A 22,568-nucleotide genomic window follows, 5' to 3' on the forward strand; every position below is an offset into this window, starting at 1 on the left:
ACCCACTCGGCATCTACCGCCTGCTCTAAGACCAACTTGGTCATGACACTGGCTGGTGCTAGTTTTTCAAACCGTTCTAAAACCTTGTCCCACATAGTTTCGTCGCCCTGACTGGATTGGTTAGGGGATTTTAAACCAAGACCTTGAAAGGGATGGCTGTAAGAGCGGAACCAATAGTCGCCGTTACAAAAATAACGGATATACACCCAGAAACCCCGCTAGAGCCTAGCCCCCAAGTTCCCTGTAAACTGCCCCCTCTTTGAGCTGACCCACAGAGGACCCGGAATGTCCGCATCGATCTTGTATATCCACGGCTTCAACAGCGCTCCCGCCTCCAACAAGGCCAGCCAGTTGATCACCGTGATGGACAGCCTCGGTCTAGCCGACCAATTGCGCGTGCCGGCCCTGCATCACCACCCCCGCCAGGCGATCCCCCAGTTGGAGGCGGCTATCCGTGACCTCGGAAGGCCACTGCTGGTAGGCAGCTCCCTCGGCGGCTACTATGCAACCCATCTTGCCGAACGCCATGGCCTCAACGCCTTGCTGGTCAACCCGGCAGTCAGCCCTCATCGGATGTTCGACGGATACCTGGGCACCCAGAAGAACCTCTACACCGATGAAACCTGGGAATTGACCCACGACCACGTTGCGGCCCTGGCCGAGCTGGAAGTGCCGGCACCCCAGGACGCCCAGCGTTATCAGGTGTGGTTGCAGACCGGCGATGAAACACTGGATTATCGGCTCGCCCAGCAGTATTACCGAGCCTGTGCCTTGCGCATCCAGGCCGGTGGCGACCACGGTTACCAAGGCTTCGCCCAGCAGTTACCGGCGCTGTTGAGTTTTGCCGGCATTGGCGCAGATCAGTACCAATCCTTCGATTTCACCGCATTGTGAAACCGCAGGTTACTTTTTAATCGAACGACTCACGACGAGACCCCATGGCCACTCCCAGCGCTAGCTCTTATAACGCCGACGCCATCGAAGTCCTCTCGGGCCTCGACCCGGTGCGCAAACGCCCCGGTATGTACACCGACACCAGTCGGCCGAACCACCTTGCCCAGGAAGTCATCGACAACAGCGTCGACGAAGCCTTGGCCGGGCACGCCAAGTCGGTACAAGTCATCCTTCACGCCGACCATTCCCTGGAAGTGTCCGACGATGGTCGCGGCATGCCGGTGGACATTCACCCGGAAGAGGGTGTGTCGGGCGTCGAGCTGATCCTCACCAAGCTGCACGCCGGCGGCAAGTTCTCCAACAAGAACTACCAGTTCTCCGGTGGCTTGCACGGTGTGGGTATCTCCGTGGTCAACGCCTTGTCGAACCACGTGCGGGTCAAGGTCAAGCGCGACGGCAACGAGTACCAAATGACCTTCGCCGATGGCTACAAGGCCACCGACCTGGAAGTGATCGGCACCGTCGGCAAGCGCAATACCGGCACCAGCGTGTACTTCGCGCCGGACCCGAAATACTTCGATTCGCCCAAGTTCTCCATCAGCCGCCTCAAGCACGTGCTCAAGGCCAAGGCCGTACTGTGCCCGGGCCTGCTGGTCAGCTTTGAAGACAAAGGCACCGGCGAAAAGGTCGAGTGGCATTACGAAGACGGCTTGCGCTCCTACCTGGAAGACTCCGTCAGCGAATTCGAACGCCTGCCCAACGAGCCGTTCTGCGGCAGCCTGGCCGGTAATAAAGAAGCCGTGGATTGGGCCTTACTGTGGCTGCCGGAAGGTGGCGACAGCGTTCAGGAAAGCTACGTCAACCTGATCCCGACCGCCCAGGGCGGTACCCACGTCAACGGTTTGCGTCAGGGCTTGCTGGATGCCATGCGCGAATTCTGCGAATACCGCAGCCTGTTGCCACGGGGTGTGAAGCTGGCGCCGGAAGACGTCTGGGAGCGGATCGCGTTCGTCCTGTCGATGAAGATGCAGGAGCCGCAATTCTCCGGCCAGACCAAGGAACGCCTGTCGTCCCGTGAGGCTGCAGCGTTTGTCTCTGGTGTGGTCAAGGACGCTTTCAGCCTGTGGCTCAACGAACACCCTGAATTGGGCCTGGCCCTGGCAGAGCTGGCGATCAACAACGCCGGCCGCCGCCTGAAGGCCAGCAAGAAAGTCGAACGCAAGCGCATTACCCAGGGCCCGGCACTGCCGGGCAAGCTGGCGGACTGCGCCGGGCAAGACCCGATGCGTTCCGAGCTGTTCCTGGTAGAAGGTGATTCCGCCGGCGGTTCCGCCAAGCAAGCGCGGGATAAGGAATTCCAGGCGATCCTGCCCCTGCGCGGCAAGATTCTTAACACCTGGGAAGTCGATGGCAGCGAAGTGCTGGCCAGCCAGGAAGTGCACAACATCGCCGTCGCCATCGGTGTCGATCCGGGCTCGGCCGATATCGCCCAACTGCGCTACGGCAAGATCTGCATCCTCGCCGACGCCGACTCCGACGGCCTGCACATTGCGACTTTGCTTTGCGCGTTGTTCGTCCAGCATTTCCGCCCGTTGGTGGATGCCGGTCACGTCTACGTCGCCATGCCGCCGCTGTTCCGCATCGACCTGGGCAAAGAGATTTTTTACGCCCTGGACGAAGCCGAGCGTGATGGCATTCTCGACCGCCTGGTGGCGGAGAAGAAGCGTGGCAAGCCTCAGGTCACCCGATTCAAAGGTCTGGGTGAGATGAATCCGCCGCAACTGCGAGAAACCACCATGGACCCGAACACCCGGCGCCTGGTGCAATTGACCCTGGAAGATTTCGCCGCCACTTCTGAAATGATGGACATGTTGCTGGCGAAGAAGCGTGCACCGGATCGCAAGAGCTGGCTGGAGTCCAAGGGCCACTTGGCCGAGGTTGTGGGCTGATGCGCAGCAGTTTCGCCCTGGCGATTCTGTTGTTGAGCGGGTTGGCGGCCACCTCGGTGGTCGCGGCGCCTGTGGCTGAGCTGAAGCTGTTGTCGGAACACCCGGTGGAAGGCATGCGCGGCGGTAACCTGTCGGGCCTGGCCTTATGCGGTAACGAATTGTGGACAGTCTCCGATCGCGATGACGACCAGATCTACCGGCTCGATACCGCTGGTGATGTCTGGAAAGCAGAGAAATACGGGATTGACGTGCCGCCGGTGCCGGAGTCGGGTTTGCCCTTTGGCCTGCGCTCACGCACCAAGGCAGCTGCGTTGATTCGTGGCGGCGACCTGGACTTTGAAGGCATCAGCTGCGATGCGGCGGGCAACCGTTACATCGTCAGTGAGGCTCACGCGGCGGTTCTCAGGGTGCCTTTCTCCGCAGAACACGGTGATACGGAGTGGCTGAAGATCGCCCCGGGCATGGTTCGCGAAGCTCGGGCCAGTGGCATGTTGCTGCACTTCAATGCGTTGTTTGAAGGCATCGTGGTGAACCCGGAAGGCAATCAAATCTGGCTCGCGGCAGAGCGTGAGCGGCGCGGGCTGATCTCCATCAAGCGCCCGCAAACCCTTTGGGATTGTGACGGCCCTTGTGTATTGCTGAGCGAGGCCGGCCAGGAGATGCAGCCGGCGCAGTTCCCGGGCGCCAAGGCGGTGTCCAAGGACTTTGCCGACCTGGCGCTGTTCAATGGCAAGCTGTTTACCCTGGAGCGCAATGCGTTTCAGGTGTGTCGCCGGGATGCGGTCACGGCCCAGGTGGAGTTGTGCTGGTCGTTTGCCGATGAAGCGCTGACGCCGAATCGGCGTTATGCCCAGGCCTATGGATTGGCCGAAGCCTTGGTGGTGGACGCTGACGGTGCCTGGATCGGCATCGACAATAACTTCGGCGCCCGCGCCGATGGCGAAAAGCGGCCGGTGGTCTATCGTTTCGCCGCCCCTGCGGGTGGCTGGAGCGCCAAGCCATGAGTGCGCAACCACCGGGCAAGCGCGCCGGCCGGGTGTTGATGTTCGTCGCGTGGGGCGCCGGCCTGTTTTTGGCGACACGATTTTTTGGACAGTGGGAAGCGCGACAGGAAAATCCCAATGCCGTGGTGACCTCGGAGCAACACGAGGGTTATGTCGAAGTAAAATTGCTGGGCAACGGCCAAGGGCATTTTGTCGCCACTGGCCAGATCAACGGCCAGCCGGTGCAGTTCATGCTCGACACCGGGGCCACCGACGTGGCGGTTCCGGCCGAATTGGCCGACCGTCTCGGGCTTAAACGCGGCATGCCGGTTGGCGTGAGTACGGCCAACGGGCGAACCCAGGGCTTCCGGACCGAGCTGGGCCGCCTGCAACTGGGCGATATCGTCCTTCAGGACGTGCGCGCCATCGTGGTACCGGGTTTGGGCGATGAACAGGTATTGCTGGGCATGAGTGCATTGAAACAACTTGAATTTACCCAGCGCAGCGGCACCTTGCTGCTGCGCCAGACCAAACAATGATGAGGCCCGCATGAGTGACATCCTTGCAGACAGCTTAGACGGCGTAGAACGCCGGTCGCTGGCTGACTTCACCGAAAGTGCCTACCTCAACTACTCCATGTACGTGATCATGGACCGTGCCTTGCCGCATATCGGCGACGGCCTGAAGCCCGTACAGCGGCGCATTATCTATGCGATGAGTGAGTTGGGCCTGGACGCGGACTCCAAGCACAAGAAGTCGGCGCGTACCGTCGGTGACGTGCTCGGTAAGTTCCACCCCCACGGCGACTCGGCGTGCTACGAAGCCATGGTGCTGATGGCCCAGCCGTTCAGTTACCGCTATACGCTGGTGGACGGCCAGGGTAACTGGGGTGCGCCGGATGATCCCAAGTCCTTCGCCGCCATGCGTTACACCGAAGCGCGCTTGTCGCGGTATTCGGAAGTGCTGCTCAGCGAACTGGGCCAGGGCACGGCCAACTGGGGCCCGAACTTTGACGGCACCCTCGACGAACCGTTGGTGTTGCCGGCACGTTTGCCGAATATCCTGCTCAATGGCACCACCGGCATCGCCGTGGGCATGGCCACTGACGTGCCGCCCCACAACCTGCGGGAAGTGGCCAGCGCCTGTGTGCGCCTGCTGGATGAGCCGAAGGCTACGGTCGAGCAGCTCTGCGAACATATCCAGGGCCCGGACTACCCGACCGAAGCGGAAATCATCACGCCTCGCGCAGATCTGCTGAAAATCTACCAGACCGGTAAAGGCTCGGTGCGCATGCGCGCCGTGTACCACATCGAAGATGGCGACATCATCGTCACCGCGCTGCCGCACCAAGTGTCCGGCGCCAAGGTGCTGGAGCAGATTGCCGCGATGATGCAGGCCAAGCCGTCGAAGCTGCCGCAAGTCGCCGACCTGCGTGACGAGTCCGACCACGAGAACCCGTGCCGCATCGTGATCATCCCGACCAACAGCCGGGTCGACCACGAAGTGCTGATGCAGCACTTGTTCGCCAGCACGGAGCTGGAGTCCAGCTACCGGGTCAACGTCAATATCATCGGCCTGGACGGCAAGCCGCAGTTGAAAAACCTGCGGGCATTGCTGGTGGAATGGCTGGAGTTCCGGGTGCAGACCGTGCGTCGCCGCCTGCAATTCCGCCTGGACAAGGTCGAGCGCCGCCTGCACCTGTTGGACGGCTTGCTGATTGCCTACCTCAACCTGGATGAAGTGATCCACATCATCCGTACCGCCGAACACCCGAAGGCCGAACTGATCGCGCGCTTTGAACTCAGCGAAATCCAGGCTGACTACATCCTCGACACCCGTCTGCGTCAGTTGGCGCGGCTGGAAGAGATGAAGCTGCGCGACGAACAGGACGCGCTGCTCAAGGAACAAGCCAAACTCCAGGCCCTGCTGGGCAGCGAAGCCAAGCTGAAGAAGCTGGTACGCACCGAGCTGATCAAAGACGCCGAAACCTATGGCGACGACCGCCGTTCGCCGATTGTCGAGCGCGCTGAAGCCAAGGCCCTGACTGAAACCGAGCTGCTGCCTAACGAGAAAATTACCGTCGTTCTGTCGGAAAAGGGTTGGGTTCGCTCAGCCAAAGGGCATGATATTGACGCTACCGGCCTGTCGTACAAGGCCGGCGACGGTTTCAAAACCGCTGCGGCGGGGCGTTCCAACCAGTTTGCGGTGTTTATCGACTCCACCGGTCGCAGTTATTCGGTGCCGGCGCATACGTTGCCGTCGGCGCGGGGGCAGGGTGAACCGTTGACCGGGCGCCTGACACCGCCGCCGGGTGCGAATTTTGAGTGCGTGCTGCTGCCGGACGATGATTCGCTTTACGTCATCGCCTCCGATGCGGGTTACGGCTTCGTGGTCAAGGGTGAAGACCTGCAGGCCAAGAACAAGGCGGGCAAGGCGTTGTTGAGCCTGCCGAACAACGCCAAGGTGATCCTGCCGCGTCCGGTGGAAGACCGTGAAGGCAATTGGCTGGCATCGGTGACCACCGAAGGGCGCCTGCTGGTGTTCAAGATCAGCGATTTGCCGCAGTTGGGCAAAGGCAAGGGCAACAAGATCATTGGTATCCCCGGGGAGCGGGTGGCCAGTCGCGAAGAGTACGTGACCGACATCGCAGTGATCCCGGAAGGCTCGACCCTGGTGTTGCAGGCCGGCAAGCGCACGTTGTCACTGCGCCCTGACGACCTCGAACACTACAAGGGAGAGCGAGGGCGTCGTGGCAATAAACTGCCGCGCGGCTTCCAGCGAGTGGATGCTTTACTGGTGGAAACACCGGTTTAACGCGATATAGAGCGCCCGATCTACGATTTAACCCGTAGATCGACGCTTTCGCGCTGGAGTCATGGCGCATATTCACGGATGATATGGCCTTTCCAGCGCCGGCGTGGCTGAGCGCGTATAGGTTATTTTTAAGTATTACATTGTGGTTCGCCTTGTGGCAGCCACCTGGATGGGATGATGACTGCTCCGCGCCTTCCTTTATTTTTGTTGCTCGCTGGCGTTTTGGGCCTGGCGGGTTGCAGCACACATCAACCTGTGTCGCTGTATCAGCTGGACAGTGGAAGTCCGGCTCAGCCTGCACAAAGTGCCGGCATGGCCGTATTGCTTGGCCCGGTTGTGGTGGCCGACTACCTGCAACGTGAAACCCTGCTGCAACGTCAGAACGACGGCAGCCTGCAAGGTTCCACCGATGGTCGCTGGGCCGGTAGCCTGTCGTCCGACATCAATCAGTTGATGTTGCGCCAGGTGGCTGGCCATCTGGACAGCCAGCGTGTGGTATTGGCGCCGGCGCCGTTGGGTTTTGCCCCGGACGTACAGGTGCTGCTGACCATTACGCGGCTGGACTCGGGCGTTTCGCAGCCCGCGATCCTCGACGCGCAGTGGCGCTTGATCGACCGCCGCGGCCAGGTGCGGGATAACCGCATCGTGCACTTGCAGGAAGAACACGCCGGCAGCACCGCGTCCCAGGTCCAGGCCCAGGGTGTGTTGCTGCAGCATTTGGCTGAGCAGCTGTCCATCGCTCTCAAGCCATTGGCCAATCAGCCGGCGGTTGCAGAGGCGCCACGCAAACAGGCCCCGGCGCAGCCCAAGGCTGCGGCACCGGAGAAGCCGAAGATGCCGATGGCCGTGCCGATTCGTACGGATATGGAAGTGTTCAGGTTCTGACCTGGCATACCAACGAAAAGGCCCCCCTGTAGGAGCGAGCTTGCTCGCGAAAAACACAAGAGCGACACGTTTTACCAGTACGCCACCCGGAGCAAGCTTGCTCCTACAGAGAGCCAATAAAAAGCCCGCCAATGAGTGATCATTGGCGGGCTTTTTTATGGCTTAGGGTTAGTTCTTCGCCCGCGTCTCATGCATCCGCGCCAGCTGGCGCTCAAGCATCGACGGGTAAGGCTCCATCAGCCGCTCTACACAGCACGCACCCTCCGGACTGGCAATCGGACGGATCCGCGCACGCTGGCGAATCAGCACGTCGTCACTGATCTTGCGTTCCACCAGCAGCAGGTTGCGGCTGTGTTGCGACAAGGCCAGGGCGTCCTGGGCAATCTCGGTCAGCAGCAGATCAATCTGGCTCATGCCATACAGATCGTCACCCACCGTCAGGCCCAGTTGCAGCTGCAAGGTGATGCCGCTGTCGGCCACTTCGATCTGCAGCGCATGGCCCAGGGCCCGCAGCAGCTCACCGCAGCAGATGGCGTTGGTCAGGTAGTCTTCGCCGCTGTCTTCGCTGTGGAACAGCATCAACGTGCTGCCATCGTTCAGGGTGTGCAACTCGCTCTGATACAGCGAGGCAGCCTGGTCGAGGCAATCACGATAGCGCTCCAGCAACTCCGTCAGGCGTGCCCGCGGCAAGCGGCGCAGTTGGTCCTGTGCGCCCAACTGCACGGCCAATACGGCGCTGTGCTGGGGCTGGGTGCTGCGCACAGGTGCCGGTTGCGGCACGGTGGTCGTTGGCGCTGAGTTGTCGCGAAGATCGGCGAACGGGTCTTCTTCGTCCAGTTCGTCTTCTTCGGCCTTGATCACCTGACGGGCTGCCGGCTTGAGACCGGCCACCGGCGCGGACTCGTCGAAGCTTGGGTCGCGCAGGTTGCGCACTTCAAACTCTGGCTCGTCGTCTTCGTACTCGGTGTCGTCGAACTCGGGCTCGGGTTCAACCTCGGGCACCACGGGCTCCGGCGCGAAGCTGGTGTGCAGTTGGCGGGCGAGGTCGCCGATTTCGTCCTGGCGGTCGGTGGCCGGTGTGTGCTCGTCGATATCCCGCAGCCAGATGCGCAGTTGCATCAGTGGCGTGGAGATATGCCGGCCCAGGCGCAGGCTCAAGGCCAGGGACAGGGCCAGCAGGATCGCACTCAAGATACCCATGCTTTGCAGGCTGATGGTCATCGGCTGCTGGAACTGTTGCATGTCCAGGCTGATGCGCAGTTGGCCGGCCTTCACATCCTGAAACGTGATATTGCTCTGGTACAGGCCTTCGGCTTCACCCAGCAGGCCGTTTTTCGGGCGTTGCCCGGCTTCGGCCATGATCCGGTTGTCCACGCTATAGATAGCGGCGTGGGCCACCAGCGGGTTCTTGGTCAGGTTGTTGAGCAGCACGTTGAGGCTGAGGATGTCGTTGGACACCAACAACTCAGTCGCCGAGGTGGCGGTCTGGGTGGTCAGGCTCTCGCCCAGGGCGTCGGCTTGCTCATGCATGGCCTGCTTGAATTGCAAACCCATCACGCAGGCGTAGATGACCAGGGCCAGAGCGACCAGGATCACGTTATGGCTGGCGATGCGTAATGCGATCGGTACACGGCGGTGGCGCAGTGCCCGGAAGATCAGCAGGAAGAAGTTATCGGTTTTTACTGGCGTGGGCCGGTTCACTTAAGCTCGGCTCTTTAGTCCGTGAAGTTGACGCGCAGTATAGCGACAGGCCCAAGACCGGCAAAGCGCTGGCTGTGCCCGATGGTCACTGAAAGTGGGTAGAATGCGGTTTTTTTCCAGCTCGGGGGTGCGCTTTGCGCGAAATTGTCCTGATTAACATCACAGGTGAAGACCGTCCGGGTCTCACCGCAGCCATTACCGGTGTTCTGGCCCAGGGTGGTGTGAACATTCTCGACATCGGCCAGGCGGTGATTCACGACACGCTGTCGTTCGGCATCCTGGTGGAAATTCCCAGCACCGAGCAAGCCTCTTCCGTGCTCAAGGACATCCTGTTTACGGCGTATAAGCTCGATCAGCAGGTGCGCTTCACGCCAGTGTCCGAAGAGGATTACCAGAGCTGGGTGGCCGGCCAGGGCAAGAAACGCCATATCGTGACGCTGTTGACCCGCAAGGTGACGGCCGAGCAATTGCAGCGTGTCAGTTCGATCACGGCTCAGTACGGTTTGAATATCGACCATATTGACCGTCTGTCGGGTCGCATGCCGTTGGACACGCCAGCGGACAAGGGCAAGGGCTGCATCGAGTTCTCCGTACGCGGTGAGCCGGCAGATCCTCAGGCCCTGCGTGCCGAATTCCTGAGCGTTGCCCAGGAACTGAACGTCGATATCGCCTTCCAGGAAGATTCGCTGTTCCGTCGCAACCGTCGCCTGGCGGTGTTCGACATGGATTCGACGCTGATCGAAGCCGAAGTCATCGACGAGTTGGCCAAGGCTGCCGGTGTCGGTGAGCAAGTCTCGGAAATCACCGAGCGTGCCATGGCCGGTGAGCTGGATTTCCGTGCCAGCTTCAAGGAGCGCCTGGCGCTGCTCAAGGGCCTGGATGTGAGCGTGCTGGACTCCATCGGTGCCTCCCTGCGCCTGACCGAAGGCGCCGAAACCCTGTTCGCCGAACTCAAGCGCCTGGGCTACAAGACTGCGATTCTGTCGGGCGGCTTCACCTACTTTGCCAAGCAATTACAGGCCAAGCTGGGCATCGACTATGTGTTCGCCAACGAGCTGGAAGTGGTGGACGGCAAGGTGACGGGCGTGGCGGTGGAGCCGATTGTCGACGCACAGCGTAAAGCTGACTTGCTGCGGGAATTGGCACACAAGGAAGGGTTGCGTCTGGAGCAGACCATTGCGGTCGGCGACGGGGCGAATGACTTGCCGATGCTGGCGATTGCCGGGTTGGGTGTGGCGTTTCGTGCCAAGCCGCTGGTCAAGCAATCGGCCAAACAGGCGATTTCGACTTTGGGGCTGGATGGCGTGTTGTACCTGTTGGGCTTCCGCGACCGCGACGGTCAGCTCTGAAGATCGTTCCCACGCTCTGCGTGGGAACGCCGCCCTGGACGCTCCGCGTCCGATTTTGAGGTTGGGACGCGGAGCGTCCCGGGATGCATTCCCACGCGGAGCGTGGGAATGCTCGTTAGGTCAGGCTTTCGGTAAACCCATGCCCTGGCCCATCTGCACCGGCGTCCCCGCGCGCATTTCTGCCGACCATGTCACCTGGTCCGGCCCAAACAGCACGATTGCCGTCGAACCCAACTTGAAGCGTCCCAGCTCCGCGCCTTTTTCCAGATGGATCGGCCCGCGTGCAGCTTCGTCGTAGCGGAAGGTTTTCAGTTCGCGCTTCGGCGGTGTAACCAGGCCGGCCCATACGGTTTCAATCGACGCCACGATCATTGCACCCACCAACACCACAGCCATCGGGCCACGTTCGGTGTCGAAAATGCAGGCAACACGCTCGTTACGTGCAAACAGCTCCGGCACGTTTTCGGCGGTGGTCTGGTTCACCGAGAAGATGCGGCCAGGGATGTAGACCATTTCCCGCAGGGTGCCGGCCAGTGGCATGTGCACCCGGTGGTAATCCTTCGGCGACAGGTAGACCGTGGCGAAATCACCGCCCATGAATGGCGCAGCCACCGCCGAATCGCCACCGAGCAATTCCAGCACGCTGAAGCTGTGGCCCTTGGCCTGGAACACCCGACCATGTTCAATCGGGCCCAACTGGCTGACGGCGCCATCGGCCGGGCTCAACACCGCACCTGGAGTTTGATCCAGCGGGCGTGCGCCGTCTTTCAGGGCGCGGGTGAAGAAGGCGTTGAAGTGCTCGTAAGCGGTCACGTCTTCAACCAGGGCCTGGGACATGTCCACTTGATAGCGCTTGGCGAACCACGTGGTGAACGCATTCTTGAACCAGCGCACGCGGCATTCGGCAATGCAGCCGGCCAGACGCGACAGCAGGTGGTGGGGCAGCAAGTACTGGCTGAGGATGAACAACTGCTTTTTCATTAACTGTCCTTAAACCTTAAATCTCAACGGGGGTGTCGGGGTGGTTGCCCCATTCGCCCCAGGAACCGGCATAACCTTTGACTCGCGGATAACCGAGCGCCTTGGCCACCAGGTAGGTGAAGCCAGAACGGTGGTGAGTCTGGCAGTGGGTGATGATTTCTTTGTCCTTGGTCAGCCCTAGGTCTTCGAGGATCTGCGGCATGTCGCGGCGGATGCGCAGTTGGCGGGCCTTGTCCATGCCGGTGGTCCATTCGAAGTTCACCGCGCCCGGGATATGTCCACCCTTGGCCGCGAGGACTTTCTCCCCGGAGTATTCCAGCGGGCCGCGGGCATCCCAGATGCCCAGGTCGGCAGCGCCGAGGCGGCTTTGCAGGTACTCGCGGGTGGCGGTGGGTTCTTCATGCAACGTCAGGCTGACCGGGCCGCCGGCGCTGGCCGGTGCCTCGGTGGACACGGGGTGTTTTTCCTCCAGCCACGCCAGCAGTCCGCCGTCGAGGTAGTGGTATTTCTTGTGGCCGATGACGTCGAGTATCCAGATGAATCGCCCGGCCCAGCCGCCGCCTTCGTCGTCGTACACCACGTAGGTGGCATCCGGGGTGTGGCCCAGTTCGCCGAACAGCTTTTCCAGATCAGCCTTGCCCGGCAGCAGGCCCGGCGCTGGCGCCTGTCCCAGTTGGGTGCGCTTGGGGTCGACAAAGTGTGCGCCGGGGATATGCCCTTCGGCGTAACGCGCGGCGCTGGTGAGATCCACCAGAATCAGGTGTTCGGCATCAAGGCGACCGAGCAGGTCGCTGGCCTCGATAACCAGCGGCAAGCCAGAGAAGTCAGGCATGTGAGGTCTCCTGGGCATAAAAGTTGGGCGCTAAAGGAGGGCGATTGTAGCGCAAGCTTCAGGCGCTGCGGTTGGTAAAGCTGTGCAGGGCCTTTTCGATGCATTGGGCGGTTTTGCCGAAGGCCTGCACGGTGGTTTCCGAGAACGGCCCGCCGCCCTGGTCGGCCACCATCAGCATCACCACCCGGCCATTGCAACTCAGGGAGCGCAGCAGCAGATGTTCGCCCTTGAACAGGCGGCGCAGTTGCGCAGGCAGGAGTGCCGAGAACTGGGCGTGATTGTCGGGGTTGAGGCGCACCTGGGCGGATTTGGCCAGCAGGCGTTGCAGCAGGGTACTTTGTGTTGCGTCGAGGCTCAGGTGGTCGGCGTCCTTGGGCAGGCCGTCGACTTGATGCACCCGCAAGGCGCTCAGGGTTTTGTCCGCCATCAGCAACATCACCCGTTGCATGCCGCAGGCCACGAGGGCTTCCTTGGCGCAGGTGGTCAGGTGCATGGCGTTGGCAAAGCGGCTCGGCTCCACCAGCAATTCGGTGCAGCGCTTGCGCCAGATCGCCAGGGATTCGGCGGTGGGCGGCGGTGCCGGCAGCAACCCGTGGTGAACACGCTGCACATCCCAAGGCCAGATCAACGACAACGCCGGATGCCACAGGTCGCGCATGAGGGTGTTGCGGGCACTGATCGCCGCGTGCTGGTGAGACTGTTGTTGCACCTCGGCCAGCGGTTGTTGCAGGTAAAGCGCGGTCAGGTATTGCCAGCGTTGGGTGTGCGGGCAGGTCCACGACTCCTGCGCCGCCAGCGCCAGGCCGTTGGCCAACAGCACAGTATTTGCCGGCTGGTTCAGCCAGCGGCGCAGGTTCGGGTCGGCATCCAGCAACTGCTGTTGGCGCAACGGCTCGTCTTCGCGGGCGATGCGCAGCGCCTTGGCCAGCAAACGCCGTTCCGTCAGCAGCAACGTATAACCCTGGGACACCCAGATCGGCAGGCGCCAGGCCTCGGTCAATCCCAGGCACAGGTCCAGCAGGCGTACGCCAAATAATTCCTGTTCGACTGTGCGGGCCGATTCGCCCTTGTGAATCACCCGCAGCTCCCATTCTTCCAACAGCTTGGGGTACGCAATCGCCATCGGCCACAGCGGCGAAAGAAACAGCAGGCTGCCCCAGTGGATGTCCTGCCACAGCCGCGCCAGGCGGCTGGCGAAGAGCCCGCTGGCTTGTTGCGAGGCGTGCTGGCTGATCATCTGCAATTGGCGCAGGGCCACGGGGATTTCATTCAGTGGCACTGAAGGCAAGCGCGACAGCAGTTCCTCGGTGCGTTTGAGGCCGAGGCGATTGATCGCCACTTCGAGGTTTTCCGCCGGTTCCGCCAGGCTGCCGTGGGCCTGGTTATTCGCCTCGCGCATCACGCTGAGGACCAGTGCCGGGCTGTTCTGCATCAGCTCCGCAATATCGCGCAACGAACTACGGTTGTCGCCGATGGCCTTGCAGACCCGGTCGTGGCTCGCCTGTGGAACAGGCAAGAGCACATCGTCCAGACGCTTTATCCAAGCGGCCAGCGTCGTGGGTTTTTGAGGTGGGACTGTCGTTTCATTTGCCATGATTGGGGCGCGATCATCACTTGCGGTCAACACGCCCGGGACGGGCCGAACTGGTTTTTCGCCATAACGAGCTATAGTCTGGCGCAGATTTGCCGATAAGTAGAACAAGAGTTTTCAACTCTTGCGAATATGACCCTGAACCCGACGGCGCAAGTACTCATCCCCTATGGCTAAAATTATCGGCATCATCGTCGTCATCGCGAGCGTGCTCGGCGGATACGTCCTTTCCCACGGCAAGATTGCGGCGCTGATCCAGCCCTTCGAAGTGCTGATTATTGGCGGTGCGGCGTTCGGTGCATTCCTGCAAGCCAACCCTGGCTACATGACCATGCACGTGATCAAAAAGTCGCTGGGCATGTTCAGCTCGCGCTTCTCCCACACCTTCTACCTGGAAGTGCTGGGGCTGATCTACGAGATCCTCAACAAGAGCCGCCGCGAAGGCATGATGGCCATCGAAGGCGACATCGAGGACGCTTCGGCGAGCCCGATTTTCGCCAAGTACCCGGCGGTGCTCAAAGACGAGCGCATGACCGCCTACATCTGCGATTACCTGCGCATCATGTCGTCCGGCAACATGGCGCCCCATGAGCTGGAAGGCCTGTTCGACATGGAACTGTTCAGCCTCAAGGAAGAGCTGGAACACCCTTCCCACGCCGTGACCGGCATCGCCGATGGCATGCCCGGTTTCGGTATTGTTGCGGCGGTTCTCGGGATCGTGGTGACCATGGCCTCCCTCGGCGAAGGCGACCAGAAGGCCATCGGCATGCACGTGGGTGCGGCACTTGTGGGTACCTTCTTCGGTATTCTCGCGGCCTATGGTTTCTTCGGCCCGCTGGCCACTTCCCTGGCCCACGATGCCAAGGAAGAAGTGAATCTGTACGAAGCGATCAAGGCGTGCCTGGTGGCATCGGCTTCCGGCATGCCGCCATCGCTGGCGGTGGAGTTCGGGCGCAAGGTTCTGTATCCGAAGCACCGTCCAAGCTTCGCTGAGCTGGAACAAGCGGTTCGCGGTCGCTAAGCCATGGAAAACAACCAGCCGATCATCATCAAGCGCGTCAAGCGCTTCGCTGCGGGGCACCATGGCGGCGCCTGGAAAATCGCCTTCGCCGACTTTGCGACGGCGATGATGGCGTTCTTCCTGGTGCTGTGGCTGATGTCCACTGCCACGCCGGAACAGAAGATCGCTATCGCCGGTTACTTCAAGGACCCCATCGGTTTCTCCGAGAGCGGCACGCCTTTTGTGATCGACCTCGGTGGTTCGCCGCAACTGGCGCCCGAGCGCACCATCAATCCTGAAATCAAGACCGACTCGCCTCAGGAAAAAATTCCGATCGAGCGCGATACCGTCGAGGCCATGGCTGATCAGGTTGAGCAGGAACGCCTCGAGCTGTTGCTGCAAGAGCTGCAAACCAAGGTTGAGGAAAACCCGCAACTGCTGAAGTTCAAGGACCAGATTTCCTTCGAAATCACGCCAGATGGCTTGCGTATCCAGATCACGGACGCCGCCAACCGGCCGATGTTCGACTCTGGCAGCGCGCGGTTGAAGCCGTACTTTGAAGACATCCTGCTGGCCATGGCCGACACCATCAAGGCCGTGCCGAACAAGATCAGCATCAGTGGCCACACCGACGCCAAGCCATATGCAGGGCAGGGCGACTTCGGTAACTGGGAGCTCTCGGCCAACCGGGCCAATGCCGCGCGTCGTGCACTGGTCGCGGGTAGCTATCCGGACCCGCAAGTGGCACGGGTGGTGGGGTTTGCTTCCTCGCAGCTGTTTGATCCGAAGGACCCGTTCAACCCGATCAACCGACGCATTGATATCGTCGTGCTGACCAAAAAGGCCCAGCGTGCGATTGAAGGTGACCCGCCCGTCACGACGCCGGTACCGACCCCGGGTGACGGTGCGCCGGGCGAAGTGCCGGCAGACCCGAACGCACTGCCGCCCGAGCAGGAGCCGTTGCCGGCCCATGAGCTGCGGCAGAAGCTGAACCTGTTTGATGACGGTGGAATGAAGGATCCGACTCAACCTGCCACTGGCTCGTAAGCCGGACACAAAAAGGCCGCGATGATCGCGGCCTTTTTGTATCTGCTACATCCTGTAGGAGCGAGCTTGCTCGCGATGGACGTTAACGATGACGCGTGCTCTCTGAATGCGCGCGGCGCCCTCACGCTTTTCGCGAGCAAGCTCGCTCCTACCTGTTAATAGCTGGTCTCGGGCAAGCTGGCGATGATCGAGCGATAGCTGTTCATTCGCTGCTGCTGCACGCGGCCGTCTTCCAGTGCCTTGAGCAGGGCGCAACCCGGCTCGCGGTCATGTTTGCAGTCGCGGAAGCGGCAGGTGCCGATCAAGTCGTTGAACTCGATAAAGCCCGCTTCAACATCGGCACGGCTCACATGGCCCAGGCCGAACTCACGAATGCCCGGGGAGTCGATCAGTTCACCGCCGCCCGGGAAGTGGAACAGCCGTGCCGTGGTGGTGGTGTGGGTGCCCTGGCCGGACAGCTCCGACAATGGACCCACACGGGTTTCGACTTCCGGCAACAGGCTGTTGACCAGGGACGACTTGCCCACACCCGACTGGCCGACGAACACGCTGATGCGTCCATCCAGTTCAGTCTGCAATTGCTCCATGCCATTGCCGTGATGCGCCGAGACTTCCAGCACCGGGTAGCCGAGGGTGCGGTACACCGCCAGCAGCGCGTTGAGCGCCGGGGCGTTCTGCTCGTCGATCAGGTCGAATTTGTTCAGCAGCAACAGCGGGCGAATGCCGGCATGTTCGGCGGCTACCAGGTAGCGGTCGATCAGGTTGGCATGGGGCTCGGGCAGTGGCGCGAAGACGATGACGATCATGTCGACGTTGGCCGCCACCGGCTTGAGCTGGCCGCGGCTGTCGGGGCGACGCAGTTCGGTGGTTCGCGGCAACTGGGCGACGATGACGCCGATGCCCTGGTTGCCAGCACGCCATACCACCCGGTCGCCGGTCACCAGTGCAGGCAGGTTCGCGCGCAAGTGGCAACGGAATACCTGGCCGGCGTGGTCGCCTTCTGTGGCCTCGACTTCGACCTGCACACCGAAGTGCGCGATCACCAGCCCCGTTTGCTCGGGGCCCAGGTCGCCGCCCTCAAGCGCTTCCACGGCGGAGGACTCACGTTTGGCGGCGCGAGCAGCGCGTTCGCCCTGAATCTTTTCGATGCGCCAGTTTTGGCGACGGTTGAGCTGGCGTTTGGCCATTGGTGTTCCGTGTCGATAATGCAAAGGTTAGGTAAAACGGTCGCGAGTCTAGCACGCCCTGCCTGCTAAACTGCGCAGCTACGCCAAGGTGCCAAGGAACCACGACATGCAAAACCCACAGAACCTGATTTGGATCGATCTGGAAATGACCGGTCTGAACCCTGACACCGACGTCATCATCGAGATGGCGACCATTGTCACCGACAGCAACCTCAACACCTTGGCCGAAGGTCCGGTGATTGCCATTCACCACAGCGATGCTGTGTTGGCCACCATGGACGAGTGGAACACCCGCACCCACGGCAACTCGGGCCTGACCCAGCGCGTGCGTGACAGCCGCGTGAGCATGGCCGAGGCTGAAGCGCAAACCATCGCCTTCCTGGAAAAGTGGGTGCCCAAGGGCAAGTCGCCGATCTGCGGCAACAGCATTTGCCAGGACCGCCGCTTTCTTTATACCCACATGAAAGCGCTGGAAAGCTACTTCCACTACCGCAACCTGGACGTGTCGACCTTGAAGGAACTGGCCGCGCGCTGGGCGCCGGAAGTCAAAGACAGCTTCCATAAAGGCAGCACCCACCTGGCGCTGGACGATATTCGCGAGTCGATTGCCGAGCTGCAGCATTACCGCAAGCATTTCATCAAGTTCTGATTTGAGTCGTGGTGAAGAGCTGTTGTGGCGAGGGAGCTTGCTCCCGCTGGGCTGCGAAGCAGCCCTGAAAAATGGGACTGCTGCGCAGTCCAACGGGAGCAAGCTCCCTCGCCACATTAGGACGAGCTTTAAGCTCTTGAGGGCTCGCCCCCTTTTGGTGCCATCACCAAATGATTAGACTGCGCGCCTCTTTGCAAGGATCGCCATCATGCTGCTGATGCTCTACCTCGTCGCCATTACCGCCGAAGCCATGACGGGCGCCTTGTCCGCCGGGCGGCGGGGCATGGATTGGTTCGGTGTGGTGCTGATCGCCTGTGTGACGGCACTGGGCGGCGGTTCGGTGCGTGACGTGTTGCTCGGCCACTACCCGCTGACCTGGGTCAAGCACCCGGAATACCTGGTGCTGACCTCCATCGCAGCTCTGGTGACAATCTTCATCGCCCCACTGATGCGCCACCTGCGCTCGCTGTTCCTCGCGCTGGACGCCGTCGGTCTGGTGGCCTTTACCCTGATCGGTTGCATGACCGCCCTGGAAATGGGCCACGGCATGCTGGTGGCGTCGGTCAGCGGTGTGATCACTGGGGTATTCGGCGGCATCCTGCGGGACATCTTCTGCAACGACATCCCGCTGATCTTCCGCCGCGAGCTGTACGCCAGCGTGTCGTTCCTGGCCGCCTGGTTCTACATGCTGTGCATCTATCTGGAACTGCCCAGCGAGCAATCGATACTGCTGACGCTGTTCAGCGGCTTTCTATTGCGTCTGTTGGCGATCCGCTTCCATTGGGAAATGCCCAAGTTCGTCTACAACGACGACGTGCACTGACGTTCGGCGTGCTGGTTCAGCGCCCATTCCACATGTTCGCGTACCAGTTCCGACGGGTATTCCCTTCGCGCCTTCAACGCTTCCAGCACCGGAATGCTTGACGGCGCATTGCCCAGGCCCACCGCCAGGTTGCGCAGCCAGCGCTCATAGCCGGCGCGGCGCAGGGGCGAGCCTTCGGTGCTGCTGAGAAATTTGTCTTCGTCCCACATGAACAATTCGGCCAGTTCTGCGTTATCCAGATTGTGCCGTGGCTTGAAATCACCTTCGTCGGTAGGCCGGGCGAAACGATTCCACGGGCAAACGATCTGACAGTCATCACAGCCGAATACCCGGTTGCCGATCAGTGGGCGCAAGTCTTCGGGGATCGCGCTTTTCAGCTCGATGGTCAGGTAGGAAATGCAGCGTCGGGCGTCCAGCACGTAGGGGCCGACGAAGGCGTTGGTCGGGCAGATGTCCAGGCAGGCGGTGCAACGGCCACAGTGTTCGGTGGCGTGGGGTGGGTCGACCGGCAATGGCAGGTCGACAAACAACTCGCTCAGGAAGAAGTAGCTGCCGGCCTTGCGATTGAGTACCAGGGTGTTTTTGCCGATCCAGCCCAGCCCGGCTTTTTCGGCGATGGCTTTTTCCAGCACCGGGGCGCTGTCGACAAACGCACGGAAGCCGAACGGGCCGATCTGTGCCTGAATCCGGTCGGCCAGTTGCTGCACGCGCTTGCGGATCAGCTTGTGATAGTCGCGGCCTAACGCGTAACGGGAGATGTAGGCTTTTTCGGGTTTGGCCAGCAATTGGGCCATTTGAGTGTCACCGGGCAGGTAGTCCATGCGCAGCGACACCACGCGCAAGGTGCCGGGCACCAGTTCTTCCGGGTGTGAGCGCTTGCTGCCGTGGGCGCCCATGTAGTCCATTTCGCCGTGGTAGCCGGCGTCGAGCCAGTGCTGCAGGTGCTGCTCATGCTCGGCGAGGTCGAGGCCGCTGATGCCCACTTGTTGAAAGCCCAGCTCGCGGCCCCAGTCTTTGATCGATTGGGCGAGGGCGGGCAGGTCGTAGGTAATAGCAGGCATGAACAAGAGAAACCGCAGGTTAGATGCGTATAATTCTGCCAGACATCGGAGCTTGAAGACGCATGCCGCAGACAAAACACGAAATACCCGACGTTCAGCACCTGTTGCCCGGCCAATTGCCGCAACTCGCTGCGCGTTCCCCGGACGACCATAAAGGCCAGTTCGGCCATGTATTGCTGATCGGTGGCGACCGGGGTTTTGGCGGCGCCGCCTTGCTCAGCGCCGAAAGTGCCCTGCGCAGTGGTGCCGGCATGGTTTCCCTGGCGACTCGCAGCGAGCACGTTGCAGCGGCGCTGGCGCGGTTGCCGGAAGTCATGACCGTGGGCGTGCACTCGGCCAATCAGTTGATGGGCTTGCTGGAAAAGATTTCCGTGATCGTCATCGGCCCGGGCCTGGGCGAAGCCTCTTGGGGCAAAAGCCTGCTGTCGGTAGCGGCCAACGCCAGGCAGCCGCAGGTCTGGGATGCCGACGCCTTGAACCTGCTGGCGACGGGCAGCGTCAGCTTGCCGGCCAATTGTGTGATCACTCCACACCCTGGCGAAGCCGCCCGCTTGATGGGCATTTCGACAGCCGAGGTTCAGGCCGACCGCCTTAACGTAGCGCGCGCGTTGAGTCAGAAATTCAATGCAGTAGCGATCCTCAAGGGCGCAGGCAGCTTGATCGCCAGCCCGGACGGCCGCGTTGCCCGCTGTGATCAGGGCCATCCGGCGATGGCGACGGCCGGCCTGGGCGACGTGTTGGCTGGCCTGGTCGGTGCTTTATTGGCTCAAGGCATGTCGGCATTTGATGCCGCCTGCCTGGCGGTCTGGCTGCATGCCACTGCCGGAGATCGCCAGGGCACCTACGGTCGCGGGCTGGCCGCCAGTGACCTGATTCCTGCCATTCGTCAGTTGCTGGAGGAGCAATCGCCGTGTCTGAAGTAGTCCTTTTCCTGTCCGATGAAGACGCCATGGTCGCGCTGGGCAACCGTATCGCCCAGGTGACGAAAGGCTCGGGTTTGATCTTTCTGGAAGGCGACTTGGGCGCCGGGAAAACCACCTTGTCCCGGGGCATCATTCGCGGGTTGGGGCATCAAGGTGCTGTGAAAAGCCCTACGTTCACTTTGGTAGAGCCCTACGAAATTGGCGACGTGCGAGCTTTCCACTTCGACCTGTATCGCCTGGTGGATCCAGAAGAACTGGAATACATGGGCATCCGCGATTACTTCGATGAAGACGCGTTATGCCTGATCGAGTGGCCAGATAAAGGCACAGGCTTTTTGCCAAAGCCGGACCTGACCATTACCATTACCCCGCATAAGCATGGACGTCAGCTGAAGTTGTTGTCCCAGAGCGCGCGCGGCGAGTCGTGGTGCGCCGCTTTGGCATTGGAATTCAAATAATTGATGGGGTTAGGTATGCGCTTTCGCGCGTTGGTTACTGTCGTAGGGGTGTTGCTTGCGGCAATGACTTTCAATGCACTGGCGGCCTCACAGGTGAAAAGTGTTCGCCTGTGGCGGGCACCGGATAACACGCGACTGGTATTCGACCTGTCTGGCCCGGTTCAGCACAGCGTCTTCACCCTTACGGCGCCCGATCGCCTGGTGATTGATATCAACGGTGCGACCCTGGCCGCGCCGTTGAAAGTCGCCATGGCCAATACCCCGATTACCGCGATGCGCTCGGCCCAACGTACGCCGACCGATCTGCGGGTGGTCATCGACCTGAAAAAGGCCGTGACCCCGAAAAGCTTCGTGCTGGCGCCCAACGCGCAATATGGCAACCGGCTGGTGGTCGACCTGTTCGACAACGCCGCCGATGCCGCGCCGCCGCCCGCGCCAACCCCAAGCGTCGCGACGATACCGGCGGTGCCGGTCAACCAGTCCCAGCCTCAGGTCAAATTGCCGCCACCACCACCTGCACCCGCGGGCAAGCGTGACATCATCGTGGTCATCGATGCCGGCCACGGCGGCGAAGACCCTGGAGCCTCCGGCTCGCGCGGCCAGCATGAAAAAGACGTGGTACTGGCCATCGCCCGCGAACTGCAGCGCCAGATCAATGGCATGAAAGGCTATCGCGCCGAGCTGACCCGTACCGGCGACTACTTTATTCCGCTGCGTGGCCGTACCGAAATCGCCCGCAAGAAGGGCGCCGACCTGTTCGTCTCGATCCACGCCGACGCCGCCCCTTCGGCTGCTGCGTTTGGTGCTTCGGTGTTTGCCCTGTCGGATCGCGGCGCCACTTCCGAGACCGCCCGCTGGCTGGCGGACAGTGAAAACCGTTCCGACTTGATCGGCGGGGCCGGCAACGTGTCCCTCGACGACAAGGACAAAATGCTCGCCGGCGTATTGCTCGACCTGTCGATGACCGCCTCGCTGACCTCCAGCCTGAACGTCGGGCAGAAAGTCCTGAGCAATATCGGTCGCGTCACTTCGCTGCATAAACAGCGCGTGGAGCAGGCCGGGTTCATGGTGCTCAAGTCGCCGGATATTCCGTCGATCCTGGTGGAAACCGGGTTTATCTCCAACTCCAACGAAGCCTCGAAACTGGCCTCTTCCAGCCATCAACAGGCGTTGGCGCGTTCCATCAGCGCCGGTGTTCGCCAGTTCTTCCAGCAGAACCCGCCGCCGGGCACCTACATCGCCTGGCTGCGTGATTCCGGGAAGATCGCCCAGGGTCCGCGTGACCATCGCGTGCAACCGGGCGACACCCTGGCAATGCTGGCGGTGCGGTTCCAGGTGTCTGCGGCAACCTTGCGCAGTGCCAACAACCTGAAGACCGATGAACTGAAGGTCGGCCAGGTGTTGACCATCCCGGGCACTGAACTGGCGGCGCAATAATGAG

At 61.4% G+C, this 22,568-nt stretch carries 21 protein-coding genes; 14 read left to right on the forward strand and 7 right to left on the reverse strand.

What is annotated here, in order from left to right:
- On the reverse strand, window positions 1–206 hold a 206-nt coding region (locus HBJ59_RS31300), incomplete at its 3' end, for a hypothetical protein (RefSeq protein WP_218585938.1).
- Between the two features lie 79 nt (window positions 207–285).
- On the opposite strand from HBJ59_RS31300, the gene HBJ59_RS22590 reads away from it, so the two are divergent.
- The 6 genes from HBJ59_RS22590 (at window position 286) to HBJ59_RS22615 (ending at window position 7,525) form a co-directional block, all read left to right on the forward strand.
- The gene (locus tag HBJ59_RS22590; RefSeq protein ID WP_076018077.1) at window positions 286–894 is read left to right on the forward strand and encodes a YqiA/YcfP family alpha/beta fold hydrolase; all 609 of its coding nucleotides are present in this window, start codon (window positions 286–288) and stop codon (window positions 892–894) included.
- Window positions 895–938: 44 nt separating this feature from the next.
- Complete coding sequence (gene parE / locus HBJ59_RS22595; RefSeq protein WP_076018076.1) at window positions 939–2,843, forward strand: DNA topoisomerase IV subunit B; 1,905 nt, start codon at window positions 939–941, stop codon at window positions 2,841–2,843.
- Window positions 2,843–3,847 carry an esterase-like activity of phytase family protein gene (locus HBJ59_RS22600; protein WP_076018075.1) on the forward strand — a complete coding sequence of 335 codons (1,005 nt, stop codon included), beginning with the start codon at window positions 2,843–2,845 and terminating at the stop codon, window positions 3,845–3,847. Before parE ends, HBJ59_RS22600 begins: the two co-directional genes overlap by 1 nt.
- Window positions 3,844–4,365 carry a TIGR02281 family clan AA aspartic protease gene (locus HBJ59_RS22605; protein ID WP_167664818.1) on the forward strand — a complete coding sequence of 174 codons (522 nt, stop codon included), beginning with the start codon at window positions 3,844–3,846 and terminating at the stop codon, window positions 4,363–4,365. Before HBJ59_RS22600 ends, HBJ59_RS22605 begins: the two co-directional genes overlap by 4 nt.
- Before the next feature lie 10 nt (window positions 4,366–4,375).
- Window positions 4,376–6,640 (forward strand): DNA topoisomerase IV subunit A, encoded by a 2,265-nt coding sequence (gene parC, locus HBJ59_RS22610; protein ID WP_076018073.1) that lies wholly within the window; start codon window positions 4,376–4,378, stop codon window positions 6,638–6,640.
- A 177-nt stretch (window positions 6,641–6,817) separates the two neighbouring features.
- Window positions 6,818–7,525, forward strand: a complete 708-nt coding sequence (locus HBJ59_RS22615) for a membrane integrity-associated transporter subunit PqiC (RefSeq protein WP_076018072.1) — start codon at window positions 6,818–6,820, stop codon at window positions 7,523–7,525.
- Window positions 7,526–7,693: 168 nt separating this feature from the next.
- On the opposite strand, the gene HBJ59_RS22620 is transcribed toward HBJ59_RS22615, so the two are convergent.
- A complete protein-coding gene (locus HBJ59_RS22620; RefSeq protein ID WP_167664819.1) occupies window positions 7,694–9,226 on the reverse strand; it encodes an AhpA/YtjB family protein in 1,533 nt (510 codons plus the stop codon).
- A gap of 134 nt (window positions 9,227–9,360) precedes the next feature.
- On the opposite strand from HBJ59_RS22620, the gene serB reads away from it, so the two are divergent.
- Window positions 9,361–10,575 (forward strand): phosphoserine phosphatase SerB, encoded by a 1,215-nt coding sequence (serB, locus tag HBJ59_RS22625; RefSeq protein WP_003217536.1) that lies wholly within the window; start codon window positions 9,361–9,363, stop codon window positions 10,573–10,575.
- A 120-nt stretch (window positions 10,576–10,695) separates the two neighbouring features.
- Here serB and asd read toward each other — a convergent pair whose 3' ends face one another.
- From asd to HBJ59_RS22645, 3 genes are read right to left on the reverse strand one after another with little or no spacing between them, the layout of a single operon-like run.
- Window positions 10,696–11,556 carry an archaetidylserine decarboxylase gene (gene asd / locus HBJ59_RS22635; RefSeq protein ID WP_076018069.1) on the reverse strand — a complete coding sequence of 287 codons (861 nt, stop codon included), beginning with the start codon at window positions 11,554–11,556 and terminating at the stop codon, window positions 10,696–10,698.
- Window positions 11,557–11,572: 16 nt separating this feature from the next.
- The gene (locus HBJ59_RS22640; RefSeq protein ID WP_167664820.1) at window positions 11,573–12,388 is read right to left on the reverse strand and encodes a rhodanese-like domain-containing protein; all 816 of its coding nucleotides are present in this window, start codon (window positions 12,386–12,388) and stop codon (window positions 11,573–11,575) included.
- Between the two features lie 58 nt (window positions 12,389–12,446).
- Window positions 12,447–13,982: an HDOD domain-containing protein gene (locus tag HBJ59_RS22645; RefSeq protein ID WP_167664821.1), complete on the reverse strand. Its 1,536-nt coding sequence runs from the start codon at window positions 13,980–13,982 to the stop codon at window positions 12,447–12,449.
- 166 nt (window positions 13,983–14,148) lie between these two features.
- Here HBJ59_RS22645 and motA point away from each other — a divergent pair, with 166 nt between their 5' ends.
- Together motA and motB are read left to right on the forward strand one after the other, a co-directional pair.
- On the forward strand, window positions 14,149–15,000 hold the full coding sequence (motA, locus tag HBJ59_RS22650) for a flagellar motor stator protein MotA (protein ID WP_076018066.1): 852 nt from the start codon (window positions 14,149–14,151) through the stop codon (window positions 14,998–15,000).
- 3 nt (window positions 15,001–15,003) lie between these two features.
- On the forward strand, window positions 15,004–16,026 hold the full coding sequence (gene motB / locus HBJ59_RS22655) for a flagellar motor protein MotB (protein ID WP_076018065.1): 1,023 nt from the start codon (window positions 15,004–15,006) through the stop codon (window positions 16,024–16,026).
- Window positions 16,027–16,181: 155 nt separating this feature from the next.
- On the opposite strand, the gene rsgA is transcribed toward motB, so the two are convergent.
- Window positions 16,182–17,213 carry a small ribosomal subunit biogenesis GTPase RsgA gene (rsgA, locus tag HBJ59_RS22660; RefSeq protein ID WP_076018064.1) on the reverse strand — a complete coding sequence of 344 codons (1,032 nt, stop codon included), beginning with the start codon at window positions 17,211–17,213 and terminating at the stop codon, window positions 16,182–16,184.
- A gap of 106 nt (window positions 17,214–17,319) precedes the next feature.
- Between rsgA and orn the strand changes: the two genes are divergently transcribed.
- Together orn and HBJ59_RS22670 are read left to right on the forward strand one after the other, a co-directional pair.
- The gene (gene orn, locus HBJ59_RS22665) at window positions 17,320–17,862 is read left to right on the forward strand and encodes an oligoribonuclease (protein WP_076018063.1); all 543 of its coding nucleotides are present in this window, start codon (window positions 17,320–17,322) and stop codon (window positions 17,860–17,862) included.
- Window positions 17,863–18,067: 205 nt separating this feature from the next.
- The gene (locus tag HBJ59_RS22670) at window positions 18,068–18,685 is read left to right on the forward strand and encodes a trimeric intracellular cation channel family protein (protein WP_173860422.1); all 618 of its coding nucleotides are present in this window, start codon (window positions 18,068–18,070) and stop codon (window positions 18,683–18,685) included.
- On the opposite strand, the gene queG is transcribed toward HBJ59_RS22670, so the two are convergent.
- Window positions 18,664–19,746, reverse strand: a complete 1,083-nt coding sequence (gene queG, locus HBJ59_RS22675) for a tRNA epoxyqueuosine(34) reductase QueG (RefSeq protein WP_167664822.1) — start codon at window positions 19,744–19,746, stop codon at window positions 18,664–18,666. The genes HBJ59_RS22670 and queG overlap by 22 nt on opposite strands.
- Window positions 19,747–19,808: 62 nt before the next feature.
- On the opposite strand from queG, the gene HBJ59_RS22680 reads away from it, so the two are divergent.
- From HBJ59_RS22680 to HBJ59_RS22690, 3 genes are read left to right on the forward strand one after another with little or no spacing between them, the layout of a single operon-like run.
- Window positions 19,809–20,669, forward strand: coding sequence for an NAD(P)H-hydrate dehydratase (locus HBJ59_RS22680; protein ID WP_167664823.1), 861 nt, complete (start codon window positions 19,809–19,811; stop codon window positions 20,667–20,669).
- On the forward strand, window positions 20,657–21,127 hold the full coding sequence (gene tsaE, locus HBJ59_RS22685; RefSeq protein WP_076018059.1) for a tRNA (adenosine(37)-N6)-threonylcarbamoyltransferase complex ATPase subunit type 1 TsaE: 471 nt from the start codon (window positions 20,657–20,659) through the stop codon (window positions 21,125–21,127). The genes HBJ59_RS22680 and tsaE overlap by 13 nt, the downstream gene beginning before the upstream one ends.
- Before the next feature lie 3 nt (window positions 21,128–21,130).
- Complete coding sequence (locus HBJ59_RS22690) at window positions 21,131–22,564, forward strand: N-acetylmuramoyl-L-alanine amidase (RefSeq protein WP_197680881.1); 1,434 nt, start codon at window positions 21,131–21,133, stop codon at window positions 22,562–22,564.
- Window positions 22,565–22,568 lie beyond the last annotated feature (4 nt).

The sequence above is a fragment of the Pseudomonas sp. AN3A02 genome, from assembly GCF_011765255.1.
Classification (GTDB): Bacteria; Pseudomonadota; Gammaproteobacteria; order Pseudomonadales; family Pseudomonadaceae; genus Aquipseudomonas.